Here is a 12,842-nt window from a genome sequence, read left to right as displayed (position 1 = left end):
CTCTCCCCCCGGTACGCCCAACTGCTCGCAGCGTAGTGACTACGGCTGGAGCAGATCCACCTTCACGTCCGCCGGGAAGCCTGTCGTCGGGCCGACTCGGCGGGCGAACTCGGTGACCGCGGCCAGCTGCGGCTCGCCGAAGCTGAAGTCGAGGGTGGTGAAGTACTGCTCCAGGGTCGCCTCGTCGAAGGCCTCCCAGCGCGAGGCCTGTTCGGCGACCTTGCCGACCTCCTCCAGGGAGAGGTTGCGGGAGGAGAGGAAGGCCTCGTGGACCTGACGGGTGAGGGCCGGCTCGCGCTCCAGGTAGTCGCGCCGGGCCGCCCAGACCGCGAAGACGAACGGCAGGCCGGTCCACTCCTTCCACATGGCTCCGAGGTCGTGCACGTCCAGGCCGAGCTTGGGCCCGTAGTGCAGGTTGGCGCGCAGGGCCGCGTCGCCGATGAGCACGGCGGCGTCCGCCTCCTGCATCATCAGGCCGAGGTCGGGCGGGCAGGTGTAGTAGTCGGGCCGCACGCCGTACCGCTCGGCCAGCAGGAGCTGGGCGAGGCGGACCGAGGTGCGCGAGGTCGAGCCGAGCGCGACCCGGGCGCCGTCCAGCTGGTCCAGCGGGACCTGCGAGACGATCACGCAGGACATCACGGGGCCGTCGCAGCCGACGGCGATGTCCGGGAAGGCGACCAGATCGTCGGCGTTGCGCAGGAACTCCACGAGGGTGACGGGCCCGATGTCGAGGTCGCCGCGCACGAGCTGCTCGCTGAGCTTCTCCGGGGTGTCCTTGGTCAGCTCGAAGTCGAGAAGCGTGCCGGTTCTCGCGAGCCCCCAGTAGAGGGGCAGGCAGTTCAGGAACTGGATGTGGCCGACGCGCGGCCGGGTGCGAGAATTGTCCACATCGCGAGACTAGACCCCGTGCTGTACCGTGCTCGGACCGGCCCCACCGTCAACACACCCATCCGGGGTTCAAACATTCGGGTGAAGTGATCTTGCCCTCTATTGCTTTCGGCTGCCTGCGTGCTAGGCTCGCCGCAAGTTGCAGTTTGGTTTCCCTTGCAGTACAGAGCCTGCGGAGCATGTGACCGCGGGCTCTCGTCGTTTTCAGACGAATGCAGTTGTGCAGCACTGTTTCGCACTTGCAGGTTCTGGAGCAGGGCAACCCTTTTGAGCCCAAGGAGGGCTTATGGCTACCGGAACCGTGAAGTGGTTCAACGCCGAAAAGGGCTTTGGCTTCATCGCCCAGGAGGGCGGCGGCCCCGACGTCTTCGTTCACTACTCCGCGATCAACGCCTCCGGCTTCCGCTCCCTCGAGGAGAACCAGCAGGTGAGCTTTGACGTGACGCAGGGCCCGAAGGGTCCGCAGGCGGAGAACGTCACCCCCGTCTGAGCATCTGCCTGATCGCAGAACCTGAGTGCAGTACCCAAGGAGCCCCGCGCCGTCCGGCGACGGGGCTCCTGCCTTTTCCGGCCCACTCCGCGTTGTGAATTCTCGGCGAATTCTCTACGTGTGCTGCATGACAAGGACGAAGGTCGTGCCCGGCTCCAGCGCCTCGTACGAGTGAGCCACATCCCCCCGATAGGTCATGTAATCGCCGGGATCGAGTTCGACTTCCTCTCCCGCCGGTCCCGCCTTCACCCGTCCCGTACCGACGATCAGATGCTCGACCGTGCCCGGAATGTGCGGCTCGGCCGCGCGCGCCGAGCCGGGCTCCGCGCGGATCTGGTAGATGTCCCGCCGGGCACCGGGAGGACTCGCCGACAGCAGGGTGCCGGCGTAGGTGGCCTGCTCCGAGGCGACCGCCGGGCCCTGGCCCGCCCGGATCACCTGGACGCTCGGCGTCGGCGGTTCGACCAGCGCGCTGAAGGGGACCCCCAGCGCGACCCCCAGCGCCCAGATCGTCTCCACGCTCGGGTTCCCGCTCGCCGCCTCCAGCTGGGACAGCGTGGACTTCGCGATGCCCGCGCGCTTGGCCAGCTCGGACAGGGACAGCCCGGTGCGGGCGCGCTCGCGCTTGAGTGACGCGGCGATCCACTCCATCGGGAGCCGGTCGGGTGCCTCGGCCATGGTCGTTCGCTCCATCGGTACGATCGTTCGGCTTGACGGACAGGGCGTCCGCTGTCCATTGTAGAAAACATGCGTTCGCTGCTTCGAACACCCGAGACCGGCTCGCTGGTCCGGGACAGCTCCCTGGTCTGGCTGGCCGGCGGCATCGTCGGCGCGTCCTTCGGTGCGGTCTCCGTGGCGGGCGGGCTGCCGGTGTGGGTGCCGGTGCTGATGTCGCTGGTGGTGTACGCGGGGTCGGCCCAGTTCAGCGCGGTCGGGGTGCTGCTCGCCGGGGGCGGGCCGCTGGCCGCCGCGGCCACCGGACTGCTGCTCAACACCCGCACGGCGGCCTTCAGTCTGGCCGTCGCCGACATCATCGGTACCGGTCGCACGACCCGTTTTCTCGGTGCGCATCTGGTCACCGACGAGACGGTCGCCTTCGCCCTCGCCCAGCCCGATCCGGAACGGCGGCGCAGGGCGTTCTGGATCTCCGGGCTCGGCCTGTTCGCCGTGTGGAACACGGGCGTGCTGGCGGGCGCGCTCGCCGGAAGCGCGCTGGGCGACACCGCCCGTTACGGCCTCGACGCCGCCTTCCCGGCCGTCCTGGTGGCCCTGGTCCTGCCCGCCCTGCGGGCCGACGCGGCGGTACGGCGCTGCGCCCTGCTCGGCGCCGCCCTGGCCCTGGCCGTCACGCCGGCGGTGCCGGCCGGGGTGCCGGTACTGCTCGCGCTCGCCGGGCTGTTCCTGCACCGCCGTCCCGCGGAGGCCGCCGTATGAACGCCACGGTGGCCGTGATCCTGGCCCTCGCGGTCGGCACCTACGCCTTCCGTCTGGTGGGCCCCCTGCTGCACGGCCGGGTGACGGTCCCGGCCCGGGTGCAGGAGCTGGCGTCGGCGGGGGCGGTCGTCCTGCTCGTCGCGCTGCTGGCCACTGGCGCCCTGACCGAGGGCGGCGGCTTCGCGGGCTGGGCCCGGCCGGCCGGGGTGCTGGCGGGCGGGGTTCTGGCCTGGCGGCGGGCGCCCTTCGCGGTGGTGGTTCTGGGCGCGGCGGCCACCACGGCGGTGCTGCGGCTGGCGGGGGTGGCATGACGCAGGGCTGTCGGACCCCCGGCCACGGTCCCTGCGCGTAACGGCCGCCCACACGGCTCCCGGCACGACCGCCGCCCCCACCACCCCCGGCCCGAACGGCGGCTGACCGTCCGGTGTCGTCTCCTGGCACTCGAGCATCCACACCCCTGTGGAGCGACTGCCGGCGCTCTTCGCCGAGTTTCGCCGGGTCCTGGCGCCCGACGGCCATCTCCTGCTCGCCTTCCGGCCCGGCGTGCACACCCGCCGCCTGGACCGCCCCCTGGGCCACCCGGTGGCGCTGGACTTCCACCCGGGGCCGGTCCGGGCAGCTCGCCGAGCCGCTCGCGGACGCCGGCTTCGTCCTCGGCTCCCGGACGGTGCGCGAGCCCGCGAGCACCTCGGCGAACCGACCCCGCACGCCCGTCTGTTCGCGCGGAATCCCGCCTGGGGCCCGTCTTTCGGATCTTGCCGGGGTCGGGCAGACGGCGCAGCCGCTCCGAGCCGGTCTGATCCGGAAGAAAGGCCCTGGTCCCGGGCCTCCCGGGCGGTTGAAACCAGGAGTACCGGTGGACCGACCCGGTCCGGGAACCAGCGGGGACGGCATGGGGATCGCGGCCCAAGAGCATCGGCAGCGGCGTCGGGGAGAGGCCCGGCGACCGGATCACGATCCGTCTCTTCCTGGGGGTTAGTCCTATGCGCACCATCGCTCTGCGTACGAAGACGGTGCTGGCCGCGCTCGCCGGCTCGGGCGTTCTGGCGCTCGGCGCCGCAGCGACCGTTCCGTCGACCGGTGTGCAGGACACCCTGGTGCACATCGCCCCCGGCCTCTCGGGACATCAGGCGCCCTCCGGACCGGCTCTGGCGGACGACCGCGACCCGATGGCCGTCCACTTCTGACCGTTGCGCATCCCACGGACCGCGCACCGCGCATCGGCGGCACCGGCCGGGCTCACACCCCGTCGGTGCCGTCCCGTATGAGCGCTCGCACGAGCGCCGGCACCCATGGGTTCCGCCGCTCACGAGTCGGCCGCCTACGGGCGACGCCCCGCCTCCGTCACTCCCATCGAGTCGTACAGGGTCTCGGCCGCCAGCAGGTGCCGGCGTGCCGCCGGTTCGTCGCCCAGCACCCCCGCCGCCTCCGCCATGCCGTGCAGGGCCCGGGCGATCTCGATGCGGTAGCCGAGGCGGGAGGCCAGCTCGTGGGCGCGGCGGTGCAGTTCCATCGCCCGGTCCGGCGCGCCGCCGCGCAGGTGGACCAGCCCCACCACGTTCGCGACGGTCGCCTGGCGCAGAACGGTGCCCTCGGCGGAGACCAGGTCCAGAGCCCGCTCGGCGTGTTCCGCGGCCGAACGCACCTCGCCGAGGCGCTGGCAGACCCGGGCCCAGTGCGCGAGGACGAAGGCGACGTTCCCGGGCTGGCGGGACTCGTCGCACAGTTCGAGGGCCTGGGACAGACAGGCACGCGCCCGCTCGTCTTCGCCGCTGCCGAGGTGGGCCAGGGCCAGCCAGGCCAGTGAGGAGATCTCGTGGTTGCGCTCGCCGAGGCGGCGGTTCAGCTCGGTGGCCCGCGCCGCGTGCCGTACGCCCTCGGCGTAGTGCCCCGCCCAGGTCTGCACCGTGCTGAGGTTGACCAGCGCCTCAGCCTCCGCACGGGTCGTGCCGGACTCCCGGTGCAGTGCGATGCCCTGGGTCAGGTGCCGCCGGGCCTCGTCGAAGTTGCCGAGGGCCCCGTGCAGCAGCCCGAGCACGTCGATGCAGAACGCCTCGGTGCGCGGATCATTGCTGCCGACCAGCTCCAGGGCCTCCTGCGCGGTGGTGATGCCGTCGTGGAAGTTGCCGAGCCACCAGTGCCCCACGGCCAGGTTGGACAGGCTGAGTCTCAGCAGCACCGGGTCGCCGAGCTGCCGGCAGGCGGCGACCGCGATCGTGTTGACGACCCGGAACTCCTCGTAGTGTCCGCGCAGGTGGAGGTAGAACAGCACATTGCGGGCGAGGAGGGCGGCGGTGCGGTGCAGGCCCTCGGCACCCGCCTGCGTGACGGCCGCGAGCAGCGCGTCGTGTTCCCGGTCGAACCAGCGCAGCGCTCGCTCCTCCCCGTCCAGCCGGGGCAGTTCGGACGCTATCCGCTCGACCGGTTCGCCGAAGCGCTCACGCCCGGGGAAGAGCATCTCGCAGGCATGGTCCGTGGCCAGCGTGTAGTACGCCACCAGCCGCTCGACGGCGGCGACCTCGTCGTCCTCCGCCTCCCGCACGCTCATCGCGTAGGTCCGCACCAGATCGTGGAACCCGTACAGCCCCGCCTCGTGCTGTTCCAGCAGATGGGCGTCGAGCAGGTTCTCCAGGGTGTCCTCGGCGTCGTGGACGTCGGTGCCGAGCAGCGCGGCGGCCGAGTGGACGTCGATGGCGCTGCCGGGGTGCAGGCCGAGCAGCCGGAACGCGACGCGCCGGTCCTCCTCCATCGCCTGGTACGACAGCCTGAGCGTGGCCTCGACGCTGCGTTCCCCGGCGCTCAGTTCGCGCAGCCGCCGGGTCTCGTCGGCGAGCCGGTCGACCAGGTACTGGACGGTCCAGCGGGGCCGGTTGCGCAGCCGGGCGGTGGTGATGCGCAGGGCGAGGGGCAGGCCGCAGCACAGCCGGGTGAGGTGGGCGACGGCCTGGGGTTCGGCGGCGGTGCGGTCGGTGCCCAGCATGCGGGTGAGCAGGGTGGTGCTGTCGTCGGCCGAGAGCAGGCCTAGGGAGAGCCACTCGGCGCCGTCGAGTTCGAGCATGCGGACCCGGCTGGTGAGGATGGCCAGGCAGTCCTCGGAGGCGGGCAGCAGGGGCCGTATCTGGGCGGCGTCGGCGGCGTTGTCGAGGAGGAGCAGGAGCTTTCGCTGGGCGGAAACGGTTCTCCAGAGGGTGGTACGCCGCTCCAGGTCGTCCGGTATCCGGTCGTCCGGAATGCCGACGGTGCGCAGCAGGGAGTGCAGGACCGCCCCCGGCTCCTGTGCCTTCTCACCGGGGCTGAAACCGCGCAGGTCGACGAAGAGCTGCCCGTCGGGGTAGTCGGCGGCGAGCAGATGGGCGGCGTGCACGGCGAGGGCGGTCTTGCCGCTGCCGCCCATGCCGTCCACGCCGACGATCCGGGTGCTGCCGCCGGCCGGATCCCGGCCCACCTCCAGCAGCCGCGCCAGCTCCTCGTCCCGGCCGGTGAAGTCCGGCAGGTCGTACGGCAGGGTGCAGGGCGCGGGCTCGGACCGGTCCGGCTGCACGAGCGGGGCCGGTACGAGGAGGGCGGCACGGTCGGACACGGACTGTGGCACACGGGGCGCCACCTCGGGGCTGTCGCGCAGGATGGCCTCGTACAGCCGGGTCAGCTCGGCGCCCGGGTCGATGCCCAGTTCCTCCACGAGCAGTTCCCGCACCCGGCCGAACTCCTCCAGTGCCTCCGCCTGCCGGCCCGCCCGGTACAGGGCCAGCATCAGCCGTCCGCGCAGGGTCTCCCGCAGCGGGTGCGCGGTCACCAACTCGCGTAGAGCGCCGATGAGCTCGGTCGACTGCCCGAGTTCGAGCTGCAGCTCGAAGTACTGCTCGGCGACCGCCATGTGCCGTTCCTCGAGAGCGGCGGAGGCCGCGGAGATCACCGCGCCGCCGGTGTCGGCCATCACCGGGCCGCGCCACAGGTCCAGACAGGACCGCAGATGCCCGACGGCCTCGGCGGGCCGCCCGGCGGCCACCGCCTGCCGTGCCTCGGCCGAGCGCCGGCCGAACTCGTGCAGGTCCAGCTGGTCCTCCGCCAGGACGGCCCGGTATCCGGCGCCGTCGGTGACGATCAGTGAGCCGCCGCCCGGGATGCGGGTGCGCAGCGCGGCGACGGCCTTGCGGATCTGGTGGCCGGCGGTCTGCGGCGGTTCGTCGTCCCAGGCGGCGGCCACCAGCCGGGACACCGGCACCATCCGCCCGGGCTCCAATAAGAGCGTGACGAGGACGCGTTCCTGGGTGGGACTGCCGAGCCTCAGCCGGTGTTCGCCGTGCCAGCCTTCCAACGAGCCGAGGATGTTGAAGCGCACGACAGGCCGACCGGATGCCGCCGACTCCACGAACCCGTCCCCCCGCCCCGTCGCGTTGCCCAGCCCGAGATGTTCGGGACAATCCTAGGTTGTACCCCGAACAAGCCACGCTGGAAGGTAACTTCACGTTACCCGCGGTGCGCCTCGGTTCGCGCCCAAAACTAACCCTTTTCACGCGAGCTGGAGGAGGGTGGAGCGCACATCGGCGGCCAGGGCCGGGTCATGGCAGAGAATGGCGCTCTCCACCTGGCGCAGCGCGGGGGATGGCTGGATTCCGAGCTCGTCGTCGAGGTGCCGGCGCATCCGGCGGAAGACGTCGAGGGCGTCGGCCTGCCGTCCCGAGCAGTACAGGGCGATCATCAGCTGCTCGCAGAAGCGCTCGCGCAGCGGGTGGTTGGTGTGTGCCTCGGCCAACTCCGCGAGCACCGACGCATGGTGGCCGACGCGCAGCTCGGCGTCGAAGCGCAGCTCCATGGCCCGCATCCGGTACTCCTCGTAGCGGGCGCCCGCCAGTTGACACAGCGTTCCGCCGGCGAACCCGCCGAAGACGGGGCCGCGCCACAGCGCGAGCGCGTCGCCGAGCAGCCGCGCGGTGCGGGCCGCGTCGTCCGGCGCGGCCGACTCGGCCTGACGTACGGCCCTGACGAACTCGCCCGCGTCCAGTTCTCCGTCGGCCACGACGAGCCGGTAGCCGGAGGGGTGAATGGTCACCCGGGGCCCGCCGCGGCCCGGCTCCAGGCTGCGCAGTTTGCGGCGCAGCCGGCTGACGTGGGCCTGCAGGGCGTTGGCCTGGTTGTCCGGTACGGCCTCGCCCCACATCTCCTCGACCAGGCTCTCCCCGGACACCGGCTGACCCTCACTGATCAGCAGGGTCTGCACCAGGGTGCGCTGCAGGTCGCCGGAGATCTCCGCAGGACCGGACACGGCACGGATCTGCAGTGCCCCGAGGATCGAGAACTTCAGCATCCTGACTCCGCCTCCCGTTGATGTCGCTGGCGTCGTCGTCCTTCTTCCGGCGACGTATCAACAGTGCGGTCACCCCGTACCGGATCGTTCCCGATCCGTTCCCGGTCAGGGGTCAGAGGTCCTCGCCGACCACCATCGCCCGCAGGGAGGCCACCCGCCGCGCCGCGCCCTCGGGCGAGTCGGCGTGCACGACGAGGTGTCCCGGGCGCAGCGCACCGGGCGGCGAGACGTGCCGGACGTGCGGCAGTATCCCCACCTCGGTGCTCTTCATCCGCCACGGCGGGCTCAGCAGGGCGGCGGCGGCGAACCGGTTCGGGCGCACCGCGTCGACCAGCCGTCCGGCGAGCACCTCGATGGCCGCTGCCGCGAGGTCGAACCCGCCGGCCACCTTGACCAGTTCCGGCACCGGGTCGTCCCCGAGTCCCGCCCGGCAGCCGGTGATCACCGGGCCGCGCGGGGTGACGGCGACGCTCGTGTGGGCCGGGCCGTACTGGTATCCGGTCAGATCCAGCAGCGCGGTCACCACGGCGCGCACCTCGGCGGCCGTGTCGTCGGTGAGCGGGGCCGGGTGGAGCAGACCGTAGGGGGTCAGGGCGGTGATCCCGACGGCCTGGTGCATCCCGTGCACGCTCAGCGTCTCCACGGTCAGCCGCAGGTCAACGCCTTTCACCTGGGTGCCGCCGGGCGAGAGCCGGTTGTCGCGGACCAGGCGTTGCACGGCCGCGGGGTCGGACAGCACCCTGAGGGCGCGGGCGGGGTTGACGCACAGTCCGGCCTCGGCGGCTTCCCGAAGCGGTGCGCGCAGCGCCGACTCGTCCGTGGCGTCGACCCGGACCGAGCGCACTTGGACACCTGCGTGCGCGGCCTCGCGAAGGAGGCGCTGGTCCGGGTTGAGCAGGAAGATCCGGCGGACGTCGTTGTCTTCTTTCATACCTCTGCTCGTGATGACGGAGTCGGCGAGGGTGGAAAGGCAGGCTACGAGGGGGCGTTCCCGATCCGGTCCCGGCCGGGTCCCGAGGTGGAGGCGTTCGCCCAAGACGCTCACTTCTTCCGCGTGGGTCACAAGCCGGTGGACGGCGGTATCCCTCCTACGCTACCCGCTCCCCGGCACTTGCCGCGGGCGGATTCACGGCAAATACAGAACAGCCGGTTTACCCCTCTGTCCGGCTGTTTCGGCCCATCGGGAACGACGCGAAACGTTCGGCGACGGTGTCCAAGAAGGCCCGGGCCGGCGACTGGGGGGAGCGGGTGTCGGCCGGCTCAGCGGTCGTAGAGGCTCTCCACCTCCGGTGCGAAGTCGCGCATGATCTGCTGCCGCCTGAGCTTCATCGAGGGGGTCAGATGGCCTGCCTGCTCGGTGAAGTCCACCGGCAGTACGGCAAACCGGCGGATGGACTCGGGCCGGGACACCAGCCTGTTGGCCTCGTCCATCGCCCGCTGCAGCACGGCGGCCAACTCCGGGTCCGCGACGAGCAGTTCCGGCGGCACCGGGTGCTTGCCGTTCATCTGGCGCCAGTGGGTGATGCCGTCCGGGTCGAGGGTGACGAGGGCGGCGACGTAGGGGCGGCCGTCGCCGACGAGCATGCACTGGGAGATCAGCGGGTGCTGGCGCAGCCAGTTCTCCATCGGAGCGGGCGCCACCGACTTGCCGCCCGCCGTGATCAGCAGCTCCTTCTTGCGGCCGGTGATGGTCAGATAGCCCTCGTCGTCCAGTTCGCCGAGGTCGCCGGTGGGCAGCCAGCCGTCCCGGGTCGCGGGCACGACTCCGCCCGCCTGCGGGTCCCAGTAGCCGCGCAGCACATGTTCGCCGGCGAGCAGGATCTCGCCGTCCGCCGCGATCCGCACCCGGGTGCCGGGCAGCGGCCAGCCGACCGTGCCGAGGCGGGGCTTGAGCGGCGGGGTGACCGTCGAGGCGCCGGTGGTCTCCGTCAGGCCGTAGCCCTCGAAGATCTCGATGCCGGCGCCGGCGTAGAAGGCGGCCAGGCGGCGGCCGAGCGGGGAGCCGCCGCAGATGGCGTACTTGACCCTGCCGCCCATGGCGTTGCGGATGCGCCGGTAGACGAGCGGGTCGTAGAACGAACGGGTCGTCCTCAGAGCTCGGTTGGGGCCACTGCCGGTGCCGGTCTGGTGGGCCTCCAGCGCCTCGCCGTACCGCACGGCCACCTGGGTCGCCCGGTCGAACGCGGCCACCCGGCCACCCGCCTCCGCCTTGGCACGCGCGGAGTTGAAGACCTTCTCCAGGATGTACGGGATGGTCAGCAGGCAGGTCGGCCGGAAGGCGGCGAGGTCGGCCAGCAGGTCCTCCGCCTTCAGGCTGGGCGCGTGCCCGAGCCGGACCCTGGCGCGCACGCACGCGATCGCGACCATCCGTCCGAAGACGTGGGACATCGGCAGGAACAGCAGCACCGAGACGTCCTCGCTCGACTTCGCCTTGAAGATCGGGTGGAGGAGTTCGATGGCGTTGTCGACCTCGGCGAAGAAGTTGCCGTGCGAGAGGGCGCAGCCCTTGGGGCGGCCGGTGGTGCCCGAGGTGTAGATGAGCGTGGCGAGGGTGTCCGGGCCGAGCATGCCCCGGCGTACGCCCACTTCCCCGTCCGGCACCTGGGCGCCCAGCTCGCCCAGCCGTTCCACATGTCCCTTCTCCATCACCCACAGGTGCCTGAGGTCCGGCATGCGCTCCAGCTCGGGGCCGATGGCGGCGGCCTGGCCGGCGGTCTCGGTCACCAGGGCGACCGCCCCGGAGTCGTGCAGGATCCAACGGGTCTGGAAGACGGAGGACGTGGGGTAGATGGGGACCGTGACGAGGCCGGCCGCCCAGGCGGCGAAGTCGAGCAGGGTCCACTCGTACGTCGTGCGGGCCATCACGGCGATACGGTCGCCGGGCACCATCCCCTCCGCGATCAGCCCCTTCGCCACCGCGAGGACCTGCTCGGCGAAGTCCGCCGCGGTCACGTCCGTCCAGCGGCCGTCGTCCAGTCTGCGGCTGAGCACGGCCGCGCGTGGGTCCGCCTCGGCGTTGTCGAAGGGCAGGTCGGCGAGCGAGCCGTGCCGCACCGTGGCGGCGAAGGGCGGTACGTACGCCTCCCGTACGGCGCCGTCCAGCCGGCGGGTCTCGGGTTCCACGAGGACCGGGCGGCCGTCGTAGTCGGTGGCCGAGACGGTGGCGCCGGAGGAGACGGGGACGTTCGGGTACGGGGTGGACACGGGCGGCTCCTCGGGCGTGCAGCGGTGCACTTCTTGCTGCATGACGTACGTGCCTCGGGCGCCGAGGCGTTCATCGGCAGTGGTCCGCGGACAGGGGTTACCGCCGGTCAGGCAGGTGATCGTACGAGGCTGCTGTGGGGGGCTTGTGCGGGTTCGGGAATGGTCCGGAGCCGGGGATGTGCAGCCTCAGGGGTTATGTGAGGGGTGCTCAGTTCCGCTCCAGGATCGCCGTCACACCCTGGCCTCCCGCCGCGCAGACGGAGATCAACCCCCTGCTCGGGCCCTCCCGTTCCGACAGCAGCTTGGCGAGGGTGGCGACGATCCTCGCCCCGGTCGCCGCGAAGGGGTGCCCCGTGGCCAGGGAAGACCCGGCCACGTTCAGCCGGGCCCGGTCCACCGGCACCAGCCCGCGTTTCTCCCAGGCCGCGAGCGTGGCCAGGACCTGGGAGGCGAAGGCCTCGTGGATCTCGATCAGGTCGAAGTCGGCCAGGTCCAGGCCCGTGCGCTCCAGCAGGCGCGGGACCGCGTACGCCGGTGCCATGAGAAGCCCGTCCTCGCCGTCCGCCACGTCACCGTGCACGAAGTCCACGGCCGCCGTCTCGTACGCCGTCAGGTGGGCGAGGGGTTCCAGACCCCGTGCCCGCGCCCACTCCTCGCTCGCCAGCAGGACCACCGCGGCCCCGTCCGTGAGCGGTGTCGAATTGCCCGCCGTCATGGTCGGCCCGGGGTCCCGCACGCCGAACACCGGCTTCAGCGCGGCCAGTTTCTCCGGCGTGGAGTCCGGACGCAGGTTCTGGTCCCGCTCCAGTCCCCGGAAGGGGATCACGAGATCCTCGAAGAAGCCCCGTTCGTAGGCCGCCGCCAGCCGCCGGTGGCTCGTCGCCGCCAGTTCGTCCTGCGCCTCGCGGGTGACGCCCCAAGCCCGTGCCGTGACCGCCGCGTGCTCACCCATCGACAACCCGGTGCGCGGCTCGGCGTTGCGCGGGACGTCGGGGACGAGATGCCCCGGACGCACCTTCGCCAGCGCCTTCAGGCGGGCACCGGCGGACTTGGCCCGCCTCGCCTCCAACAGGATGCGGCGCAGCCGGTCGTTTACCCCGAGCGGCGCGTCGCTCGCGGTGTCGGCGCCGCCCGCCACCGCCGACTCGGTCTGCCCGAGGGCGATCTTGTTGGCGGCGGCGACGACGGCCTGGAGCCCGGTGCCGCAGGCCTGCTGGATGTCGTAGGCGGGGGTGCGCGGGTCCAGCCGCGAGCCGAGGACGGTCTCGCGGGCCAGGTTGAAGTCCCGGCTGTGCTTGAGGACCGCACCGGCGACGAACTCCCCGACGGAGCCCGGCTCCTGGAGCCCGTACCGCTCGGTCAGGCCGTCCAGGGCCGCCGTGAGCATCTCCTGGTTGGAAGCGGTGGCGTAGGGGCCGTCGGAGCGGGCGAACGGGATGCGCGTGCCGCCGATCACCGCCACCCGCCGGACCCGGGCGGGCTCGGCGGCCCGAGGGTGCTCAAGGGGACTCATCTCGACCT

11 protein-coding genes are annotated in these 12,842 nt (G+C 72.0%); 4 read left to right on the top strand and 7 right to left on the bottom strand.

The window, feature by feature from the left end; all coding sequences use genetic code 11:
- Window positions 1-39 precede the first annotated feature (39 nt).
- Complete coding sequence (locus AC07CM_RS24965; protein ID WP_478878681.1) at window positions 40-888, bottom strand: menaquinone biosynthetic enzyme MqnA/MqnD family protein; 849 nt, start codon at window positions 886-888, stop codon at window positions 40-42.
- A gap of 286 nt (window positions 889-1,174) precedes the next feature.
- On the opposite strand from AC07CM_RS24965, the gene AC07CM_RS24960 reads away from it, so the two are divergent.
- Window positions 1,175-1,378: a cold-shock protein gene (locus tag AC07CM_RS24960; RefSeq protein WP_003992177.1), complete on the top strand. Its 204-nt coding sequence runs from the start codon at window positions 1,175-1,177 to the stop codon at window positions 1,376-1,378.
- Between the two features lie 114 nt (window positions 1,379-1,492).
- On the opposite strand, the gene AC07CM_RS24955 is transcribed toward AC07CM_RS24960, so the two are convergent.
- Window positions 1,493-2,056: a helix-turn-helix domain-containing protein gene (locus tag AC07CM_RS24955; protein WP_478878782.1), complete on the bottom strand. Its 564-nt coding sequence runs from the start codon at window positions 2,054-2,056 to the stop codon at window positions 1,493-1,495.
- 69 nt (window positions 2,057-2,125) lie between these two features.
- Here AC07CM_RS24955 and AC07CM_RS24950 point away from each other — a divergent pair, with 69 nt between their 5' ends.
- The 3 genes from AC07CM_RS24950 (at window position 2,126) to AC07CM_RS24940 (ending at window position 3,999) form a co-directional block, all read left to right on the top strand.
- Window positions 2,126-2,812 carry an AzlC family ABC transporter permease gene (locus AC07CM_RS24950; RefSeq protein ID WP_478878680.1) on the top strand — a complete coding sequence of 229 codons (687 nt, stop codon included), beginning with the start codon at window positions 2,126-2,128 and terminating at the stop codon, window positions 2,810-2,812.
- Window positions 2,809-3,123 carry an AzlD domain-containing protein gene (locus tag AC07CM_RS24945; RefSeq protein ID WP_478878679.1) on the top strand — a complete coding sequence of 105 codons (315 nt, stop codon included), beginning with the start codon at window positions 2,809-2,811 and terminating at the stop codon, window positions 3,121-3,123. Before AC07CM_RS24950 ends, AC07CM_RS24945 begins: the two co-directional genes overlap by 4 nt.
- A 672-nt stretch (window positions 3,124-3,795) precedes the next feature.
- Window positions 3,796-3,999, top strand: coding sequence for a hypothetical protein (locus AC07CM_RS24940; protein ID WP_478878678.1), 204 nt, complete (start codon window positions 3,796-3,798; stop codon window positions 3,997-3,999).
- A gap of 134 nt (window positions 4,000-4,133) precedes the next feature.
- On the opposite strand, the gene AC07CM_RS24935 is transcribed toward AC07CM_RS24940, so the two are convergent.
- The 5 genes from AC07CM_RS24935 to AC07CM_RS24915 all read right to left on the bottom strand — a co-directional run bounded on the left by AC07CM_RS24935 (window position 4,134) and on the right by AC07CM_RS24915 (window position 12,834).
- On the bottom strand, window positions 4,134-7,151 hold the full coding sequence (locus tag AC07CM_RS24935) for an AfsR/SARP family transcriptional regulator (protein ID WP_478878677.1): 3,018 nt from the start codon (window positions 7,149-7,151) through the stop codon (window positions 4,134-4,136).
- Between the two features lie 171 nt (window positions 7,152-7,322).
- On the bottom strand, window positions 7,323-8,117 hold the full coding sequence (locus AC07CM_RS24930; RefSeq protein ID WP_478878676.1) for an AfsR/SARP family transcriptional regulator: 795 nt from the start codon (window positions 8,115-8,117) through the stop codon (window positions 7,323-7,325).
- A gap of 112 nt (window positions 8,118-8,229) precedes the next feature.
- Complete coding sequence (locus AC07CM_RS24925) at window positions 8,230-9,048, bottom strand: ATP-grasp domain-containing protein (RefSeq protein WP_478878675.1); 819 nt, start codon at window positions 9,046-9,048, stop codon at window positions 8,230-8,232.
- 329 nt (window positions 9,049-9,377) lie between these two features.
- Window positions 9,378-11,321 carry an AMP-dependent synthetase/ligase gene (locus AC07CM_RS24920; protein WP_478878674.1) on the bottom strand — a complete coding sequence of 648 codons (1,944 nt, stop codon included), beginning with the start codon at window positions 11,319-11,321 and terminating at the stop codon, window positions 9,378-9,380.
- Between the two features lie 208 nt (window positions 11,322-11,529).
- Entirely contained in the window at window positions 11,530-12,834 is a 1,305-nt protein-coding gene (locus AC07CM_RS24915) for an acetyl-CoA C-acetyltransferase (RefSeq protein WP_478878673.1), read from the bottom strand.
- Window positions 12,835-12,842 lie beyond the last annotated feature (8 nt).

The sequence above is a fragment of the Streptomyces sp. NPDC044061 genome (genome assembly GCF_056434305.1).
The sequence above is the reverse complement of the archived record's forward strand: the minus strand, read 5'-3'. Positions and strand labels throughout refer to the sequence as shown.